At 63.2% G+C, this 17,478-nt stretch carries 13 protein-coding genes; 4 read left to right on the forward strand and 9 right to left on the reverse strand.

The features are described 5' to 3' along the window. Positions 1-13 precede the first annotated feature (13 nt). The 6 genes from ABIE35_RS02405 to ABIE35_RS02430 all read right to left on the reverse strand — a co-directional run bounded on the left by ABIE35_RS02405 (position 14) and on the right by ABIE35_RS02430 (position 6,734). On the reverse strand, positions 14-1,303 hold the full coding sequence (locus tag ABIE35_RS02405; protein ID WP_354512268.1) for an ABC transporter substrate-binding protein: 1,290 nt from the start codon (positions 1,301-1,303) through the stop codon (positions 14-16). Between the two features lie 133 nt (positions 1,304-1,436). Beyond that, positions 1,437-2,744 carry an MFS transporter gene (locus ABIE35_RS02410; protein ID WP_354512269.1) on the reverse strand — a complete coding sequence of 436 codons (1,308 nt, stop codon included), beginning with the start codon at positions 2,742-2,744 and terminating at the stop codon, positions 1,437-1,439. Between the two features lie 105 nt (positions 2,745-2,849). Further along, positions 2,850-3,491: a Poxvirus protein I5 gene (locus ABIE35_RS02415; protein ID WP_354512355.1), complete on the reverse strand. Its 642-nt coding sequence runs from the start codon at positions 3,489-3,491 to the stop codon at positions 2,850-2,852. Between the two features lie 34 nt (positions 3,492-3,525). Further along, complete coding sequence (locus ABIE35_RS02420; protein ID WP_354512270.1) at positions 3,526-4,449, reverse strand: carbohydrate ABC transporter permease; 924 nt, start codon at positions 4,447-4,449, stop codon at positions 3,526-3,528. Next, positions 4,446-5,396, reverse strand: coding sequence for a carbohydrate ABC transporter permease (locus ABIE35_RS02425; protein ID WP_354512271.1), 951 nt, complete (start codon positions 5,394-5,396; stop codon positions 4,446-4,448). Before ABIE35_RS02425 ends, ABIE35_RS02420 begins: the two co-directional genes overlap by 4 nt. Positions 5,397-5,447: 51 nt before the next feature. Continuing rightward, positions 5,448-6,734 carry an ABC transporter substrate-binding protein gene (locus ABIE35_RS02430; protein WP_354512272.1) on the reverse strand — a complete coding sequence of 429 codons (1,287 nt, stop codon included), beginning with the start codon at positions 6,732-6,734 and terminating at the stop codon, positions 5,448-5,450. A gap of 202 nt (positions 6,735-6,936) precedes the next feature. Between ABIE35_RS02430 and ABIE35_RS02435 the strand changes: the two genes are divergently transcribed. Further along, positions 6,937-8,985, forward strand: coding sequence for a beta-galactosidase (locus ABIE35_RS02435; protein WP_502921344.1), 2,049 nt, complete (start codon positions 6,937-6,939; stop codon positions 8,983-8,985). 88 nt (positions 8,986-9,073) lie between these two features. Here the strand turns inward: ABIE35_RS02435 and ABIE35_RS02440 are convergent, their stop codons facing one another. The 3 genes from ABIE35_RS02440 to ABIE35_RS02450 form a co-directional block, all read right to left on the reverse strand. Then, positions 9,074-10,447 carry an ABC transporter substrate-binding protein gene (locus ABIE35_RS02440; protein ID WP_354512274.1) on the reverse strand — a complete coding sequence of 458 codons (1,374 nt, stop codon included), beginning with the start codon at positions 10,445-10,447 and terminating at the stop codon, positions 9,074-9,076. Positions 10,448-10,695: 248 nt separating this feature from the next. Beyond that, positions 10,696-11,634, reverse strand: coding sequence for a carbohydrate ABC transporter permease (locus tag ABIE35_RS02445; protein ID WP_354512275.1), 939 nt, complete (start codon positions 11,632-11,634; stop codon positions 10,696-10,698). Continuing rightward, positions 11,627-12,571, reverse strand: coding sequence for a carbohydrate ABC transporter permease (locus tag ABIE35_RS02450; protein ID WP_311214028.1), 945 nt, complete (start codon positions 12,569-12,571; stop codon positions 11,627-11,629). Before ABIE35_RS02450 ends, ABIE35_RS02445 begins: the two co-directional genes overlap by 8 nt. A gap of 370 nt (positions 12,572-12,941) precedes the next feature. On the opposite strand from ABIE35_RS02450, the gene ABIE35_RS02455 reads away from it, so the two are divergent. The 3 genes from ABIE35_RS02455 to ABIE35_RS02465 are packed head-to-tail and all read left to right on the forward strand — an operon-like array spanning position 12,942 to position 17,409. Beyond that, positions 12,942-14,180, forward strand: coding sequence for a dienelactone hydrolase family protein (locus ABIE35_RS02455; protein WP_354512276.1), 1,239 nt, complete (start codon positions 12,942-12,944; stop codon positions 14,178-14,180). Beyond that, positions 14,177-16,258 carry a DUF6807 family protein gene (locus ABIE35_RS02460; RefSeq protein ID WP_354512277.1) on the forward strand — a complete coding sequence of 694 codons (2,082 nt, stop codon included), beginning with the start codon at positions 14,177-14,179 and terminating at the stop codon, positions 16,256-16,258. The genes ABIE35_RS02455 and ABIE35_RS02460 overlap by 4 nt, the downstream gene beginning before the upstream one ends. Further along, positions 16,255-17,409, forward strand: a complete 1,155-nt coding sequence (locus ABIE35_RS02465) for a M24 family metallopeptidase (RefSeq protein WP_354512278.1) — start codon at positions 16,255-16,257, stop codon at positions 17,407-17,409. The genes ABIE35_RS02460 and ABIE35_RS02465 overlap by 4 nt, the downstream gene beginning before the upstream one ends. Positions 17,410-17,478: the final 69 nt, after the last annotated feature.

Below are 17,478 nucleotides of genomic sequence, written 5' to 3' on the forward strand. Positions count from 1 at the left end.
GGTCTAAGTGGAGCTAGCTCAGCGCGCTCTTGGCTTCGTCCATGGCTTTCTTGGCAGCTTCTGCGGGTGACATCCGGTTGAAGTGCACTTCCAGGCCGTAACGGCCAAAAGCCTCGACGGCGGAACTGGAACCTGCCGGAGGTACCGGCACTGCATCTCCCAGTTCGGAGGAGATCTCGTCAATGAACTTTGCCGTGGCTGCGTCTTCCGGTGTCAGCTTGGGCAGGACTGCGGCGCGGACCTCCGAGTTGCCCGGGATGCCGCGGTCTGCGAGGGCAATTTCGCCGGCTTCCACATTGTTGGCCAGGAAGTCGATGAACTTCTGCACCTCGGCCGGGTGCTTGGTGCGGGAACTCGCCGACCAGAACTGTGAGGACTTGTAGAACTGCTTGGCACTCGCGGCGCTGCCGTCAGTGCTCGGCGGACGGTGGATTTCCAAGGGCTGGCCGGAGGCTTTGGTCAAGGCGCTCAGTTGGTTGGACCAATACCAGGCGAGCCCGAACCTGTTGGTTGCCAGGCCCTGTTGGTCCACAGAAGCGGTGGCGTCCTCGGTCATGACCGAGGCCGGCGGCACGGCCTTGGAATCGCGGAGTTCGGCCTGGTATTCGTACCAGCCTGTCAGGTCGCCCTCGTCAAAGCCAAACTTACCCTCAGAGGTAAAGAGCGACTTGCCGTGCTGGCGGAACCAGAGATTCATGGGAGCGTCACCGCTGACGGCGCCGGAGCCATAGACGCCGCTCTTGCTGCTTTCGGTGATGGCGGCTGCCGTCTTGTTGTATTCGTCCCAGGTCCAGGTCTTGTCATCGGGCAACGTGACACCGCTGGCCGACAGGAGCGATGGGTTGGCCAGAACTACCTGGGCGTTCACGCCGGCAGTGACGGCATACTGCTTGCCTTCAACCTTGCCTGCATCTGCAACGGCAGAATCGAACTTGCCAAGGTCTACGTCCTTCAGCTCCAGAAGGGCGCCGCGCTCGGCGTACTCGCCCAGGTAGGCGGCATCCATTTGAATGATGTCCGGGGCGTCCTGCGAGGCAACCTGCGTAGCGAGTTTGTCCCAGTAGCCGGACCAGTCGCCGTATTCGCCCTTGACCTTGATGGTGGGATTCTGGGCCTCGAAAGCGTCAATGAGTTTTTGGGTCATCTTGTGGCGGACATCCGAGCCCCACCAGCTGAAGCGCAGGGTGACTGTGCCGTCGGAGGCGGCCTGCGGCGAGCTGCCGCAGCCTGTCATGGTGATGGCTACAACGGCCGCGGCGGCTGCAGCTCTGAGCGCGAACTTCTTTGTTGCACGGATCGACATCTGGGTCCTTGTCTGGGCAGGGTGAATCTTGCAGATGCACGTCGGAGAAAACGCTTTCTCAGCGTAGATGTGGTCTACGTCACCAGTCAAGGGAGTTTTTGTTTGTTTGAGCTATCACTTTTAACAAAAAGGCTCAACCAGTTGTGCGGGTGCGCATGGCCGAATGCCGCCACAGAAGGAGCCCAATCACCCCTGCCGAGGCCATACCCAACGCACCGGTCACCACCAATCCAGTACGGACGCCAAAATCCTCCGTCAGCCATCCCGCCAGCAATCCGCCCAGCGCGTGCCCGCCCAGAAGCAAAGGGAAGTAGAGGGCCAGGACCCTTCCACGAACGCTGGCGCCGGCCTCCAACTGGACGGCGGTAGCTGCGCTCGTGAGGAACAGCAGCGTCATGAAGCCCACCACAATGAGCATCACTACAAACCATTCCTGCGTAGGCATCACAGCGGCCAGCAGTTGCGTCAGGCCAAAAAGCCCCGCACTGGCAACAATCCCCTTGCGGCCAAAGCGCTTGATCCGCGTGGCCACCAAAGCACCCGCCAAGGCCCCCAAGGCGCTGACTGTGTTGAAGAGGCCGAATCCAGCAGGACCGCTATGCCACACCTGGTCCGCGAAGGCCGCCAGGACCACGGGCCCATTCATGCCGAAAGCGCCCAGCAAACCCGCCAGCAGCATGGTCAGGAGCAACGGCGGACGCGCCCGGACAAAGCGGAAACCAGCAAGGATCCGGCCGCGCCGAGGCTCTTGCCCACCGACCTCGGGTGAGTGGTGGAGCTCGCCTGGCCGGATGGACATGATCATCACCAGGACGGCCATTCCCAAGCCGGCATTGGCAGCGAACGCCGCGGCCGGACCTGCATGGGCAATGACCACGCCGGCAAGTGCGGGTCCAACCATGGCACCCAGTTGGCTAATGGCGCTGTTCAGGCCGATGGCCGCGGGGAGCCCGGTATCGCCCACCACCTCGTTGACGAACACCTGCCGCGCTGGTCCATCGATGGCACTGGTGACGCCCAAGGCGATGCAGGAAGCGTAGACCACCCAGACGTCGGTGCCGCCGGTGGCGTTCCACACCGCGAGTCCGGCGGCCAGCAAGACCGCGACAGACTGGCAGACAAGGAGGATGCGGCGTTTGGGGAAGAGATCCACCAACACACCACTGACGGGTCCCACCACCAGCATGGGCAGGAACTGGAGGGCAACGGCGAGGCCCACTGCGGCCGGGCTCCCCGTGAGCTGGAGAACCAGCCAGTCCTGCGCCAGCCTTTGCATCCACACGCCGCCGCTTCCCACCAGGGAGAGAGCCACGAAAATCCGGTAATTGTGGTGCCGCAGCGGGTAGTGCCAGGTTTCTGTGGAACGGGGGCGTGGGGCCGGACCGGTGGACTTGGGGGATCTGGTGGATTGAGGGCGCAGTGGGAACGGGCGCGGCGACACGGGGTGGACTGCTCGATTCAGCGGGTCGGGGGCGGATTCTTATGGAGTTTTTGTACAGCTAATGCCCTTAAGGAGGCTCCTAAAGGGCATTAGCTGTACAAAAACTCAGCGGTGGGAGCGAATCTTGATGGCTGCGGCCGCCAGGACCAAGGTCCCGGGAACGATCACGAACAACGCCTGCAGCATCCAGACGAAGACGACCGTCATGAACAGGGCGGCGAGCAGCAGCAAAGAACCGCTCCAGTCACGCACTGAGTCATCCTTGGCGCCTGAGTAGGCAACGGCCCAGCGCTGCTCGCCCGGTACTTCGGCAGGCTGCTGGCCTGCATCGCCGTCCCAGTTCACGCCACCGCTCCAGTTGGCAGCGGTGCGGAGCAGGAGGACCGCCCCTGCCGCAGCCAGTATCAGCGTGGCCGGCAGGATAACGGCGCGCCCCGGCAGCTGCCCCACCAGGGCGAGCAACAGATTCAGGACAATCACGACGGCGGCTACCGCCGTCGCGATGCCAAACTTCCAACTGCCGGGAAGCGCACGACGGAAATTACCCCACAAGCTGCGGAGGGAATCGTCCCTGCCGCTGAGGTGCTTTTCCAGGTGCGCGACGCCGGCCGCATAGGCAGCCGGCGCCGTCACCAAGGGGACGGACAAGAGGAGCACGATGACCCCGGCCAGAATGGTCTCGGCGAAGAGGGCAAAGCGGTTGACCGGAATTCCGGGCTTTCCCGATGACGTGCCTGTGGCATTCATAGTGCTCATTCTTCAGTATTCTCTTCCGTGTCCGTCAGCCTTTGAGGCCTTGAGTTGAGACGCCTTCAACGATGTAGCGCTGGAAGACGAGGAAGAAGACCAGAACCGGGAGGAGTGCCAGGACGGACATCGCGATCATGGCTCCGTAGTCCGAGGACTGGGTTTGGTCAACGAAGAGCCGCAATGCAAGTGGGAGCGGGTATTTTTCGGGGGTATTCAGGTAGAGCAGCGGGCCCAGGAAGTCGTTCCAGCTCCAGATGAAGGAGAAGATCGAGGTGGAGATCAGGGCCGGTTTCATCAGCGGGAGCATGATGGAGCCGAAAATGCGGACGTGTCCGGCGCCGTCGATGCGGGCTGCCTCATCCAGTTCGGCCGGGAGTCCACGCATAAACTGGACCATGAGGAAGACGAAGAACGCGTCGGCGGCGAGGAACTTCCCGATCAGCAGCGGCACGTAGGTGTCCACCAGGCCAAGCTGCTGGAACACGATGTACTGCGGGATGATCACCACGTGGAAGGGCAGCAGCAGGGTTGCGATCATCATGCCGAAGAATAGTCCACGGCCCGGAAAGTTGATCCGGGCGAAGGCGTAGGCGGAGATCGAAGCCGAGAGCACGGTGCCCACCACGGCCCCGACGGCCAGGATCAGTGAGTTGGTGAAGAACGTCAGAGTGGAGACCCCTCCGATGCCTTCCATGGCCGTGGCAAAGTTATCGAAGCTGAAGTTGGCCGACCACAACGCGTTGTTGGCGCCGCCGATCTCGGAGTTCGGCTTGAAGGACGCGGAGATCATCCACAGGGCCGGGTAGAGGACCATGGCCACCAAGGCCAGAGCCACGATGTGGAAGATGGCGCTCTTGATCCGCTTGGCCGTGGTGGACTCGGACTTCGGGTTGTAGACCGGTGCCGTTGAGGGCTTCGTGGGAGCGGGCTGGGTGGGTGTTGCCATGGTTGTCATTTCGAATCACCGCTGTAGTGGACCCAGGACTTGGAGGTCTTGAAGAAGATCAGCGTGATGATGCCGACCACGATCACCAGGAGCCAGGCCATCGCCGAGGCGTAGCCCATCCGGAAATCGGAGAACCCGCGCAAGTACAGGTAGAGGGTGTAGAAGAGGGTGGAGCCTGCCGGGCCGCCTTCACCGTTGGAGATGATGTAGGCCGAGGCGAAGATCTGGAACGCGTGGATGGTTTCCATGAGCAGGTTGAAGAAGATCACCGGGGAAAGCATGGGCCAGGTGATGTTCATGAACTTCCGCACCGGGCCGGCACCGTCCATCGACGCTGCCTCGTACAGGTCCGTGGGAATCTGCTTCAGGCCGGCCAGGAAGATCACCATGGGGGCACCGAACTGCCAGACGGTCAGCAGGATCATCATGCCCATGGTCATGTTGGGGTTACCCACCCAGCCGCCGAGGTTGATCCCGAAGAAGGACAGCCCCTGGTCCACTGGGCCGGAATCGCCGAACATGGCCTTCCATACGATCGCGATGGACACCGAAGCACCGATCAGTGAGGGTGCGTAGAACGCGGACCGGTAGAAACCCTGGCCCTTGCGCTTGCTGTTGAGCAGCATCGCGATCGCCAACGCTGCCGCGAGCTTCAACGGGGTACCGAAGACCACGTACTGCATGGTCACACCTACCGACTGCAGGAACCGTTCGTCCTGGAAGAGGGTGACGTAGTTATCGAAACCGATCCATTTGGGGGCATCGAAGAGGTTGTAGTTGGTGAAGGACAGGTACAGCGAGGAAATCATCGGACCCACGGTCAGGGCGATGAATCCCAGTAGCCAAGGCAACAGGAAGGTGTAGCCGGCGCGGGTGTCCGCCCCACGCCGACGCGATTTACGCGGCGGCGTGGGAGCGGAGGCGGCACGCCTGCTCAGGGTTGGGCTTTGCGTCACGAGAATAATCCGTCAGTTGTGAAGGCCGGGATCAGACACAGAAGGTCTGGATCAGGCGTTCTGCTTGATAAGGTCTTCGGCTTCCTTGAACCACGCATCAGCTGCGCCGTCCACGGTCAACTTGCCGTAGTTCAGGTCCTGCGTGACCCGCTTGAACGTGGACTCCAGGGTGCCGAAACCAACAATGGGCGGCTCCGGGGCATCCTTGAGGTATTTCTCGATGGACTTCTCGTAGTCCACCACCAGCTTGTCAGTGCCTTCGAACGTGGTGCCATCGCGCTGGGTCTTGGACGCCGGAACACCACGGGAGGTCTTGAAGATCTGGCCCACCTCGGGATCGTTGACCATGAAGTCGATGAACCGGGCAGCGGCGTCTTTGTTCTTGGTCTTCGCGCTGGCCACCATCAGCATGGAGGGCTTGAGGAACAGGCCCAGGTTGTCCGGGTCGTCCGACGGAACAGGAACGAGCTTGAGTTCCTTCGCACCACTGTCCGCGAGGTAGCCGGCCATGAAGTTGTCCCACGTGACTTCCGTGGCCGTGACGTTGGAACCGAACGGGGACTTGGGCAGCAACTGGGTAGCCTTGTCCTCGCCCACAATCGCCGGGGTGCCGCGCAGGTCAGCGGTCAGGTTCCACCACTTCTTCAGATCATCCTTGGAGAAACCAAGCTTGCCGTCCTCGGTGAACGCCTGGATGTTGTTCTGGCGCAGCCAGATGTTGAAGTTCCACCAGATACCGGTGTAGTCGGTGCCGCCAAACAGGGTGCCGTTGCCCTTGGCGCCAACCTCGGTCAGGAAGGCGTTGAACTCTTTGTAGTTCCAGGATCCGTCCGGCTCCGCGATGCCCAGGGAAGCGAGCTTGGCGGGATCGTAGTAGACCGCGAAAGCATTGGTGCTGGTGGGGATGCCGTAGGTCTTGCCGCGGATCTGGCCCGAGGGAAGGAGGGACTTGTCGAACGCGTCCGTGTTGATCTTTACCGTGCCCAGGTCAAGGAGCTGGTTCCTCTGCCCGTAGTCACGCAGGTAGGACAGGTCCCACTGCATCACGTCCGGCAGGCCGCCACCGGCAGCCTCGGTGGCGCGCTTCTGCCAGTACCCGGCGAAGTCGGAGAAGTTGCCGTTGACCTTGATGTCCGGGTTCTTGGACTCGAACAGGGCAATGGCCTTGCGGGTACGTTCCGCACGGTCATCGTTGCCCCACCACGTGTACGTGATGGTGACGGGGTTCTCCGCCGAACCAGTCTGGGCCGGCGATGAGGACTGGCCACATGCGGCCAGGAACGCGGCAGATGCAGTGCCGAGGGCCACCGTACCCAGGAATTTCCTTCTATCGATCATGAGAGCCTCCTTGCTCAGTTGGTGCAAGCTTGTCGAGTTCTCTACAACGTGGCAGTGATCTCGCTTACACTCGTTCTGAATCGATACAATATCCCTAATCGCGAATCTGGGCAAGCGTTTTCCAAAGAACCTGCTAACAGCTGATTTCATCGTTACGCTGCTTTCATACGCACCAGCCACAGTAGAAACCAAGACCGCCACCATGACGAAGGAGTCCTCCTTGACCTCCCCCGAAAAAACCAGCAGTCCATCTGTCTGGAACAGCATCGACGGCCTCGCCTACGGCGGCGACTACAACCCGGAACAGTGGCCTGAAGACATCCGCCTGGAAGACATCGAGCTGATGAAGGAAGCCGGCGTTAACTTCCTGAGCGTCGCCATCTTCTCCTGGGGCCTCCTGGAACCGAGCGAAGGCAGCTACGATTTCGGCTGGCTGGACGATGTCCTGGATAACCTCCACGGCGCCGGTATCAAGGTGGCACTCGCCACCGCCACTGCTTCTCCCCCTGCCTGGCTCGCCCGCAAATACCCTGAGATCCTGCCCGTGACCGCGGAAGGAATCCGACTTGAACGTGGCTCCCGACGCCACTACACGCCGTCGTCGGCTGTGTACCGCAGGTACGCCACCGCCATGACCCGCGTTATCGCGGAACGCTACAAGGACCACCCGGCCTTGGCACTGTGGCACGTGGACAACGAGCTTGGCTGCCACGTCGGCGAGTTCCACGGTGAGGAAGACGCTGCCGCTTTCCGGGACTGGCTGGAACGCCGCTACGGCTCCATCGAGGCCCTCAATGACGCCTGGGGAACAGCGTTCTGGTCCCAGCACTACGCTTCCTTCGGGGAAATCATCCCGCCGGGGGCCGCACCCACCACGCTCAACCCCGGCCAGCAACTGGACTTTGCCCGCTTCAACTCGTGGGTGTTCATGGACTACTACCGCGAACTCCTGGCCGTGATCCGCGAAGTCACCCCCAACATCCCGGCGACCACCAACTTCATGGTCTCCAGCGCCACCAAGGCCCTGGACTACTTTGACTGGTCCAAGGACATGGACGTGATCGCCAACGATCACTATCTGGTGGCCGCGGACCCGGAGCGGGAAATCGAGTTGGCGTTCAGCGCAGACCTCACCCGTGGCGTAGCAGGCGGCCAGCCGTGGATCCTGATGGAACACTCGACGTCGGCGGTGAACTGGCAGCCGCACAACCAGCCCAAGATGCCCGGCGAAATGCTCCGCAATTCACTCGCCCACGTGGCGCGCGGTGCCGATGCCGTGATGTTCTTCCAGTGGCGGCAAAGCAAGGCCGGCTCGGAGAAATTCCACTCGGCCATGGTTCCCCACGGTGGCCGCGACACCCAGGTGTGGCGCAACGTGGTGAACCTTGGCGAGGCACTGGCCAGGCTGGAACCCGTCAAAGGTTCACGGGTGGAATCCCGGGTGGCGATCGTGTTCGATTACGAGGCCTGGTGGGCGTCGGAGCTGGACTCGCACCCCAACAATTCGCTGAAGTACCTGGATACGATGCGGGCGTTCCACCGCTCCCTGTACCTCCGCGGAATCACCGCGGACTTCGTCCACCCCTCCGCGAACCTTTCCGGCTACGACCTCATCCTGGTCTGCACCTTGTACTCCGTGACGGATCAGGCCGCTGCCTCGATTTCCGCCGCCGCGGAACGTGGCGCGACAGTCCTGATCAGCTACTTCAGCGGGATCGTCGATGAGCGCGACCACGTCCGCTTGGGCGGCTACCCCGGCGCTTTCCGTGACTTGCTGGGCATCCGCGGCGAGGAATTCCACCCGCTGTTCCCCGGCACCACGGTCACGTTGAGCGATGGAACTGCTGGCTCTGTGTGGAGCGAGCACGTACACGTTGCCGGGTCCGCCGGGGCTTCGGCGGAGGTCCTGGCGACCTTCACCGACTACCCGCTCGACGGCGTCCCTGCACTGACGCGTCGACCCGTCGGACACGGTTCGGCCTGGTACCTCGCCACACTCCCGGATGCCGCCGGCATCGACGCCCTGACCGCTCGGCTGGTGGACGAGGCGGGCGTAACGGCCGTGGCTGAGGCGACTGCCGGCGTCGAACTTTCCCGCCGGCGCGCCGACGACGGCCGCAGCTTCCTGTTCGCCATCAACCACAGCCGGGAAGACGTCACGGTCAAGGCCGACGGCGCCGAACTGCTCAGCGGATTGCGCTTCACCGGCGTCGTCCCCGCCGGAGCCGTGGCCGTCATCGCGGAGGACTAACCCAAGTAGGCTGGCGCGCACAAAAACACCGCGCCCCGGGCTGATCCTTACGGACCAACCCGGGGCGCGGTTATTTGCTGAGGAACAGCTAGCTGATGGCGGACTTCATTTCATCCACTGCCTTCTTGCCGGCCTCTTCAGTGGAGAGCCTGTTGAACAGGACCTCCGAGGTGTAGCGCTTGATGATTTCCTGGATGGCGCCTGCACCCTTCGGCGGTGCTGCCGGAGCGTCGCCAAGTTCCCCCTTGATCCCGTCGATGAAGCTGACAACCTTGACGTCGGCCTTGGCCAACTTGGGGGCGATAGCCTCACGGACCTCGGAGTTCGGGTACACGCCGCGGTCTGCCAGCAGGGCCTCGCCGGCCTTGACGTTGTTGGTCAGGAAGTCGATGAACTTGGCTGTCTCTTCCGGGTGCTTGGTGCGCGATGATGCGGACCAGAACTGGGAAGCCTTGTACCAGAGCTTGGCGTCTTCAGCCTTGCCCGTCTTGGACGGGAAGCGCAGGATCTGGAGTTCGCCGCCGGCAGCCTTCTCGAGCGCCGGAAGCTGGTTGGACCACCAGAAAGCCAGGCCGTTCTTGCCGGTAGCCAAACCACTCTGGTCCAGCGGAGCGGCTTCGGCTTCAACAACCTCCGATGCCGACGGAACAGCCTTCTTCTCGCTGAGTTCCTTCAGGAAGCCCCACCATTCTGCAATGTCCGAGGGCTCAAAGCCCAGCTTGCCGTCCTCCGTGTAGAGGGACTTGCCGTTCTGGCGGAGCCACACTCCGAGGGATGCTTCATCCGTGCCGTAAGCGGCGGCGCCGTAGGTGCCCTTGGGCGACTTGGCGGTAACCTCGGCGGCAACGCGCTCGAAGTCTTCCCAGGTCCAGGTTTTATCATCCGGGATGGCAACGCCTGCCGCCTGGAAGACTGCCGGATTGGCCAGGATAGTCGCGGCATTGATACCTGCAGCGATGCCGGTCAGGCCTTTCTCGCCCTTGCCGGCTTCCAGCGCGGCTTCGTCGAGCTTGGAGGTATCGATCTGGTACTTGGAGAGGTCCAGCAAGGCGCCGCGGGTGGAGTACTCAGTGATGTACTTTTCGTCCATCTGGATGATGTCAGGAGCGTCGTTGGCTGCCACCTGGGTGGCCAGCTTGTCCCAGTATCCGCTCCAGTCGCCGTACTCGGGCTTGATCTTGATGTTGGGGTTCTCGGCTTCGAAGGCTGCGATGGCCGCCTGGGTTACCTGGGCCCGCTTGTCGCCGCCCCACCACGCGAAGCGCAGCTCCACCTTGCCGTCGGCGCTCTTGGCATCCGAACCTCCCCCGCCACCGCAAGCGGTGAGGGCGAGGACGGCTGCTGCCGTTGCCGCGACCAACGCTGAGGCGCGAAGTTTGCGCTTGCCGCGCTGGGCTTTGGGGGCCGATTTTGTTGACGCGGCTACAGGGGCGACTGCTTCACCCTTGGGATGTACCGGCACTGTTGTCTCCGATCTTCATTGATCCTGATGCGATTGGGAAAGCGTTTTCTTACTGAGAATTATGATACAAGTCACAATCTTGTATTACAAGATACAAACTTGTCTTAGTTGTTGAGGTGTGACGCCGGTAGCCAGCGCCGTCGGTGCGCATGACGACGGCGGTACGCACCGCCGTCGACACCTGGCCCCGGACGGCACTCACCACAAAGGGGCGGCAACCGCCGCCCCCATCCGGCGATGCCCGCGGCCTATTTAATGCCGGTGGTGGCGATGCCCTTGATGAGGAACCGCTGGCCGAACAGGAAGACGAGGAACACCGGGAGCAGGGACACGATGGACATCGCGAAGAGCGATCCCCAGCTGGTGGCGGACTGCGAGTCAACGAAGGCCCGGAGGGCCACAGGGACGGTAAACATGTCCGGGTCCGTCAGGTAGATAAGGGCTCCGAAGAAGTCGTTCCACGTCCAGATGAACGTGAAGATGGTGGTGGTGGCCAGTGCCGGGACCATCAGGGGCAGGATCACCCGTAGGAAGATCCTGGGGTGGCCGGCGCCGTCGATGCGTGCTGCTTCATCGAGGTCCTTCGGAATACCACGGATGAACTGGACCATGAGGAACACGAAGAACGCATCCGTGGCCAGGAGTTTGGGTACGATCAGCGGCCAGAAGGTGTTCACCCAGCCGATCTGGGAGAACAGGATGTACTGGGGCACAATCACCACGTGGAACGGCAGCATGATGGTCAGCAACATGATGCCGAAGAAGATCTTCTTGCCGCTGAACTGCAAGCGGGCGAACGCGTAGGCCGCCATGGAGCAGGAGATCAGGTTGCCAAGGATGGAGCCCAGAACCACGATCGCCGAGTTGACCATGTAATGCCCGAACGGGTGCGTCAGTGCGGACCAGCCATCGGTGTAGTTGCTCATTTCCAGGTTTTCCAGCCAAAGGCCGGGTTCGCGGAAAATGAGGTCGTTGGGCCGCAGGGAGGAAACCACCATCCACAGGAGCGGGTAGATCATCACACCGCCCACGATGATCAGGATGGCGTGCTTGATCAGGCCTTTGACGCGGGCACTGCGGCTGAAGGCCAGGCTGCCACGGGATTCGCGGCGGCGCGGGCTCTTTCCGGACTTGCCGGCTGTGGCGTCGTCGGAAGAAGCTGCGGGGAGGGTTTGGAGTTTAGTCATCGTAGAACACCCAATACTTTGAAGCGATGAAGTTGATGGCAGTGAAGACGCCGATGATGACCAGCAAGAACCAGGCCATCGCTGAGGCGTAGCCCATATCAAACTGGCCGAAGCCCTTTTGGTAGAGATACAGGGTGAAGAACATGGTGGAGTCGGACGGGCCGCCGTTGCCACCGGAGACGATGAATGCCTGGGTGAAGGACTGGAACGAGCCAATGATCTGCAGCACCAGGTTGAAGAAGATGATGGGGCTCAGCATCGGCAGGGTGATCCGCCAGAACTTCTGCAACGTGGTGGCGCCATCAACTTCGGCTGCCTCGTAATACATCACAGGGATCTGTCGGAGGCCAGCCAGGAAGATGATCATGGGGCTGCCGAAGGTCCACACGTGCAGCAGGATGATGGAGCCGAGGGCTGTGTTGGGATCTGAGATCCAGCCCGGTCCCTCAATGCCAACCATCGCCAGGACCTGGTTGACCAGGCCGGTGGTCCCGAAGATCTGCTTCCACAGGATGGCAACGGCAACGGAGCCGCCCAGCAGGGAGGGCAAGTAGAAGATGGACCGGTAGAACGGAAGACCGCGGAGACCCTTGTCCAGGACCAGTGCGATGATCAGCGCCACCGCCAACTGCAGCGGAACACCCACCAGCACGTACGTAAAGGTCACACCCAGCGAGTTGTGAAGCCGGGCATCGCCGAACATGCGGACGAAGTTATCCAAGCCCACCCATTCCGGCGGCTGGAGAAGGTTGTAGTCCGTGAAGGACAAGTACAACGACATCAACATGGGGCCAACGGTGATGGCCACCAAACCCACCAACCACGGCGAAAGGAAGATGTACGCGGCCTTGTTGTCGCGGCCGTTTGCCTTCTTCTCTTCCTTGGTCATGGGGCCCTTGCGGCGGGTCATCGTTGAGAGTTCGCCTATGGCGCTCATCGCTTCCCCCTCGCCGGCCCGCGAACGCCTTGCGGCGTCCCCGTGTGCAGTACAGCGGCCATGTGGTCTCCTTTGGTCATCGTGGCCATCCACGGACTTCGAGTCTGGTTGGTGCTTGCCTTCCGGGACGCCGACGCTCCGGCCCGTCCCCCTGAAGGACCTGGATATAGCTCCCGGCTTCAGCGGCTCCGTACCAAAGTAAACGTTTTCTTGACCCATGTACAGCCTTTTGCTAATTTTTGAGAAAGCGTTTTCTGACGAAGCCGCCCCATCCGATTTCCCCACGCTGAAGAGGCCCGGCGTGCGCCCCCGCACACCTTGACGCATCGAAAAGGCAGGACACCATTGTTTCCCACCGACTGCCCCTGCCATGAGCGCGGCTGACATGGAAGATACGCCCATCCGCCCCAGCGCATTGACGCGCTACGAAGACTGGCCGGACTACGCCGTCCGCCATCGCTTCAACGCGGCTTCTCCGGCCGCCCAGGAGCTGGCCGACACACTTGGCGTTCCTTCCGTGACACCGGACCTTGAGTACACGGTGCACTCCGAAACAGTGAACGACGACGTCACCACCTCCCACTTGTCATGGCAGTTGGGCTTTGGGCCGAGGACATCGGCCTGGTTCGTCCGGCCCGCCGGGGAAACCGGCCCGCTGCCCGGAGTTCTCGCCCTGCACTGCCATGGCGGAGTCAAGGCCTACGGTGCGGAGCGGCTCGTGTCCATCCCGGCCAATAAAGAAGTACACGACGGTGGCGCCTCCACCGCGGGCGGCTCCGGCCAGGCGCTGCTCCCCTTTGGCCCTATCCCGGCCGAGCTGCGAAAGAAACTCTATGACGGCCGCGCACTCGCCACCTGGATGGCGCAGCAGGGCTTCGCAGTGTTGGCCCACGACACCTTCATGTGGGGAAGCCGGGGCTTTGGCCTGGACACCCTGCCCTGGCGGACCGCCACCGCCGTCAACGGCCAGCGGGCACTCTGGCGGGAGTCCGGCGTCGAACCATCCGCAGCGGAACAGTACAACGCGGCCGCAGCTGCCCATGAGGAAACCGTGGCCAAGGCCGCAACGCTGTTGGGCAGCAGCGTCGCCGGAACCGTAGCGCATGACGACCTTGCCGCGCTGGGCATCCTCGCGACGCTCCCAGGGGTGGATTCCGGACGGCTCGGCTGCCTCGGGTTCTCCGGCGGAGGCGGACGTGCCATGATGCTCGCTGCCTTGAGTCCCCTGATCCGCAGCTACGTGGTGACGTGCATGATGACCACCTTTGGCTCGCTGCTGCCGGCGTACCTGGATGCCCACTCGTGGTTGCTGCACTCCCCCGGCCTCGCGAAGCTGGGGGACTGGCCGGACCTGGCCGTGCGCTCCAACGCCACCGTCCTGGTCCAATACGGCATGGGTGACCAGCTTTTCCCGGAACAGGGAATGCGCGATGCCCACCAACACCTGGTTGAGCACCTGCCCACCCGCTACACCGGCAGTCTTTGGCAGGAACCCCATGTCTTTACCCGTGCCATGCAGGACGAGGCCGCGACCTTCCTTGCAGAGGCCCTGAAACCCATCCCCTCCGGCAGTTCCCCCACATCTGACCTCACTAGGACAGCCTCATGACCCAGCCCTTAACAGCCTCCGCTGCGGAGCTTCACTCCCGGCTCCCCCGTGTCGCACTGGTGGGTGTCCATGGCTTCGGCGAACGGCATCTCGCCAACTTGGATCGGCTGGCTGCTGCCGGCGCACTGGACCTGGTGGCCGTCGCCGATCCGCGTCCTCCCGCCGAAGGGAAACTTGGCGCCGAAGTGAGGGTTTTCCCTTCCCTCGACGAGCTGTTGGCGGCAGGCACCTCGCCGGATGTCGTGATCATTTCCACGCCGATCCAAACGCATGCGCCCCTGGCCCTGGCGGCACTCGAGGCCGGCGCCAACGTATACCTGGAAAAGCCCCCGGTGGCTTCCATGGAGCAATACCAGGAGGTCATGGCAGCGGCAGCGAGCGCCGGGCGCCTGGTGCAGGTGGGGTTCCAGAGCCTTGGCTCCGAGGCCCTCCCCGCCATTGAAGCACTGGTGGCCGCCGGAGAAATTGGTGAGGTCCGCGGCCTCAGCGCAACAGGTTTGTGGCTGAGGACCCAGTCCTACTTCAAGCGTTCCCGTTGGGCCGGCAAGCGCAGCCTGAACGGGACCGACGTGGTGGACGGCGTGGTCACCAACGCCTTGGCACACGCTGTGGCGACGGGGCTGCGGCTTGCCGGGGCACGAACAGTTTCGGACGTTGCCTCCGTGGAGACAGACCTATACCGCGCCAATGATACCGAGAGTGACGACACCTCAGTAGTAAGGGTTCGAACTACAAGCAGCACCGGTTTCCCGGGAGGCACCGTGCTGACGTGCGCCCTGACGTTGTGCGCACCTGTGCAGTCGGCGCCTGCAGTCACCATCTACGGCACGTTGGGGCAGCTGACGCTCTTCTATACCGAGGACCGCGTTGAGATCACCACGCCCCATGGTGTCCGGACCGAGATTTTCGGACGGGCCGACCTGCTGGAGAACCTGCTGTCCGCCAGCAGCGAGGAGGATCTCCTCAGCCCCCTCAGTGGCGTCGGCGCGTATGTGTCCGTGCTCGAGGCGATCCGCACAGCAGGGGCTCCCCGGCTGATTCATCCGGATTACGTCACGTGGGAAGGCGAGGGCGACGACGCCCACCCCGTGGTGCACGGCATCGAATCGTTGATCCGCCGGGCAGCGTTGGGGCAAGCCACGTTTGCTGAACTCGGAGCGCCGTGGGCGGAATCCGCGGCGGCCCCCTCAGACGTGGCGGAATTCCGTGTCGCTGGCATCCCCGTCGCAACGCTTCAGGACGGAGCCCGCATCCGCCCCACGTCGTCACCCCGCCCTTACCTGCACCCCGTGCGAACCCTCGCGGGAACCGTAGTGACGGATCACGTCCCGGAAGACCACGTGTGGCATCTGGGCGCGGGCGTCGCCATCCAGGACGTGGACGGCATCAACTTCTGGGGTGGCCGCACCTACACCCGGGACGCCGGCGCCTACGTCTGGCGAAAGGACCACGGCCACATCGTCACGGAGTCCGTTGACCACTCCGACGGACAACGGCGCGAACAGTTGAGCTGGCTCGGTCCCGACGGATCACCAGTACTCCGCGAACAGCGCGAATGGCGCTGGGCCGCCGTCGGGCATTCAGCGTGGAAGCTGACGCTGGACTTCCTGCTGGAATCTGCCACGGGACGTCCGGTGCTGCTGGGCAGCCCGGGTTCCAACGGGCGACCGCAGGGTGGTTACGGAGGCTTCTTCTGGCGGCTGCCGAAAGTCAACGATGCCACCATCTGGACCCCCGATTTTCGCGGCGAGGACGCTGTTCACGGCACCGCGGCGCCATGGTTGGCGTGGTCGGGAACCTTCGACGCCGGAACGGCCGGCGCCGCGCACGTCACCGGCGACCCCGGGTTGGGGCACCCGGCAACGCTGGTGTTCCTTGCCTCACCGCAGGCGCCGGACCCGTGGTTCGTGCGGCAGTTGGGCTATCCCGGCGTCGGGCTTTCCCTGGCCTGGGACGGCCCGGTAGCAGCCGAACCCGGCAACCCAGTCCACCGAACAGTCACCGTGCTCGTCACGGACGGCTTCCTGGCAACACAAGACATAGAACAACTCATCTCACCTTTGGGGGAACCGGCATGACCACGCCTACTCAATCCACGCCCTTGGCCCGTCAGGCACCAACACTGGCATCGACGCCGGCGAGCGCACCGGCAACAGCCCGCACGGCACCCGGCAACACCGCAGACCGCGCAGTGAAGCGCCGCCGCGTGTTGGACATCCTGGACGCCGCAGGCCGCGACTCGCTCCTTCTGACCACCAACACAGCGCTCACCTGGTACCTGGACGGGAGCCGCGTCCACATCAGCCTGGCCGGCGACCCCGTCGCAGCCCTCTTGGTGGACCGCGACGGCGACCACCTGGTGACGTTCAACAACGAGGCCGGGCGCATCGCTGCCGAGGAATTGCCCGGCTGCGTCAGCCTTCACGCCGTGCCGTGGCATGGTCAACTGCATGCGGCGGCAGCCGGGCTTGCCGTTGATGGTGACCCTTTGGTGGAAGCCGCCGTCACCGCTGAACTGCGCGCGGCCCGCCAGGAACTGCTCCCGGCCGAGGCTGTCCGTTATGCCGAGCTGTCCGCTGATGCCGCCGCTGCCCTGACGGATGTCCTCACCGCGGCAACCCCGGAGACGACGGAGTTCCAACTCGTCTCGAACCTGGCCGCGCGGATTGTTGCTGTGGGCGCCGAGCCGCTGGTCCTCCTCTGCAACGGTGCTTCCCGCAGCGACTTCCGCCATCCGCTGGCCACTCACTCCCCCATCGGACGGCGCGCCATGGCGGTGGTGTGCGCCCGCCGGAACGGCTTGGTTGCCAACGTAACCCGGTGGGTGGCGTTCGACGCCGGGACGCCCCGGGAGCTCGACGCCGAGGCCCGGATAGCTGCCGTGGAGGCCGACATCCTCCGTGCCACGGTCCCCGGAGCCCGGCTCAATGAGATCTTCGCGGAGATCAAGCTGGCTTACGCGCGGCATGGCTTCGGCGAGGATCAGTGGACGTTGCACCATCAGGGCGGGCCGGCCGGTTATGCAGGCCGCGATCCCCGGGTCACCGCAGAGGTCACGGACACGGTGGTGCTCAACCAGCCCTTCACGTGGAACCCGTCCGGGCCTGGTGTGAAGATCGAGGACACTGTCCTGCTCACGGATTCCGGCGTGCGCGTCCTGACCACCGACGACCGGTGGCCGACCACCGACGTGGACGGCCGCCGTCGTCCACTGACACTGCGCCCGTAGCACCTACCCAACCAGTAACAGCAAACGTCGCTATGAGCCCTCATAGCGACGTTTGCTGTTACTTGGTTT

The organism is Paenarthrobacter sp. 4246 (assembly GCF_040546855.1).
Classification (GTDB): Bacteria; Actinomycetota; Actinomycetes; order Actinomycetales; family Micrococcaceae; genus Arthrobacter.

Excerpts from the sequence above, each read along its gene's own strand:
- ABIE35_RS02445 (WP_354512275.1), bottom strand. The coding sequence starts at position 11,634 with ATGACTAAACTCCAAACCCTCCCCGCAGCTTCTTCCGACGACGCCACA.
- ABIE35_RS02430 (WP_354512272.1), bottom strand. The coding sequence starts at position 6,734 with ATGATCGATAGAAGGAAATTCCTGGGTACGGTGGCCCTCGGCACTGCA.
- ABIE35_RS02460 (WP_354512277.1), top strand. The coding sequence starts at position 14,177 with ATGACCCAGCCCTTAACAGCCTCCGCTGCGGAGCTTCACTCCCGGCTC.
- ABIE35_RS02405 (WP_354512268.1), bottom strand. The coding sequence starts at position 1,303 with ATGTCGATCCGTGCAACAAAGAAGTTCGCGCTCAGAGCTGCAGCCGCC.
- ABIE35_RS02435 (WP_502921344.1), top strand. The coding sequence starts at position 6,937 with ATGACGAAGGAGTCCTCCTTGACCTCCCCCGAAAAAACCAGCAGTCCA.
- ABIE35_RS02415 (WP_354512355.1), bottom strand. The coding sequence starts at position 3,491 with ATGAATGCCACAGGCACGTCATCGGGAAAGCCCGGAATTCCGGTCAAC.
- ABIE35_RS02455 (WP_354512276.1), top strand. The coding sequence starts at position 12,942 with ATGAGCGCGGCTGACATGGAAGATACGCCCATCCGCCCCAGCGCATTG.
- ABIE35_RS02465 (WP_354512278.1), top strand. The coding sequence starts at position 16,255 with ATGACCACGCCTACTCAATCCACGCCCTTGGCCCGTCAGGCACCAACA.
- ABIE35_RS02450 (WP_311214028.1), bottom strand. The coding sequence starts at position 12,571 with ATGAGCGCCATAGGCGAACTCTCAACGATGACCCGCCGCAAGGGCCCC.
- ABIE35_RS02420 (WP_354512270.1), bottom strand. The coding sequence starts at position 4,449 with ATGACAACCATGGCAACACCCACCCAGCCCGCTCCCACGAAGCCCTCA.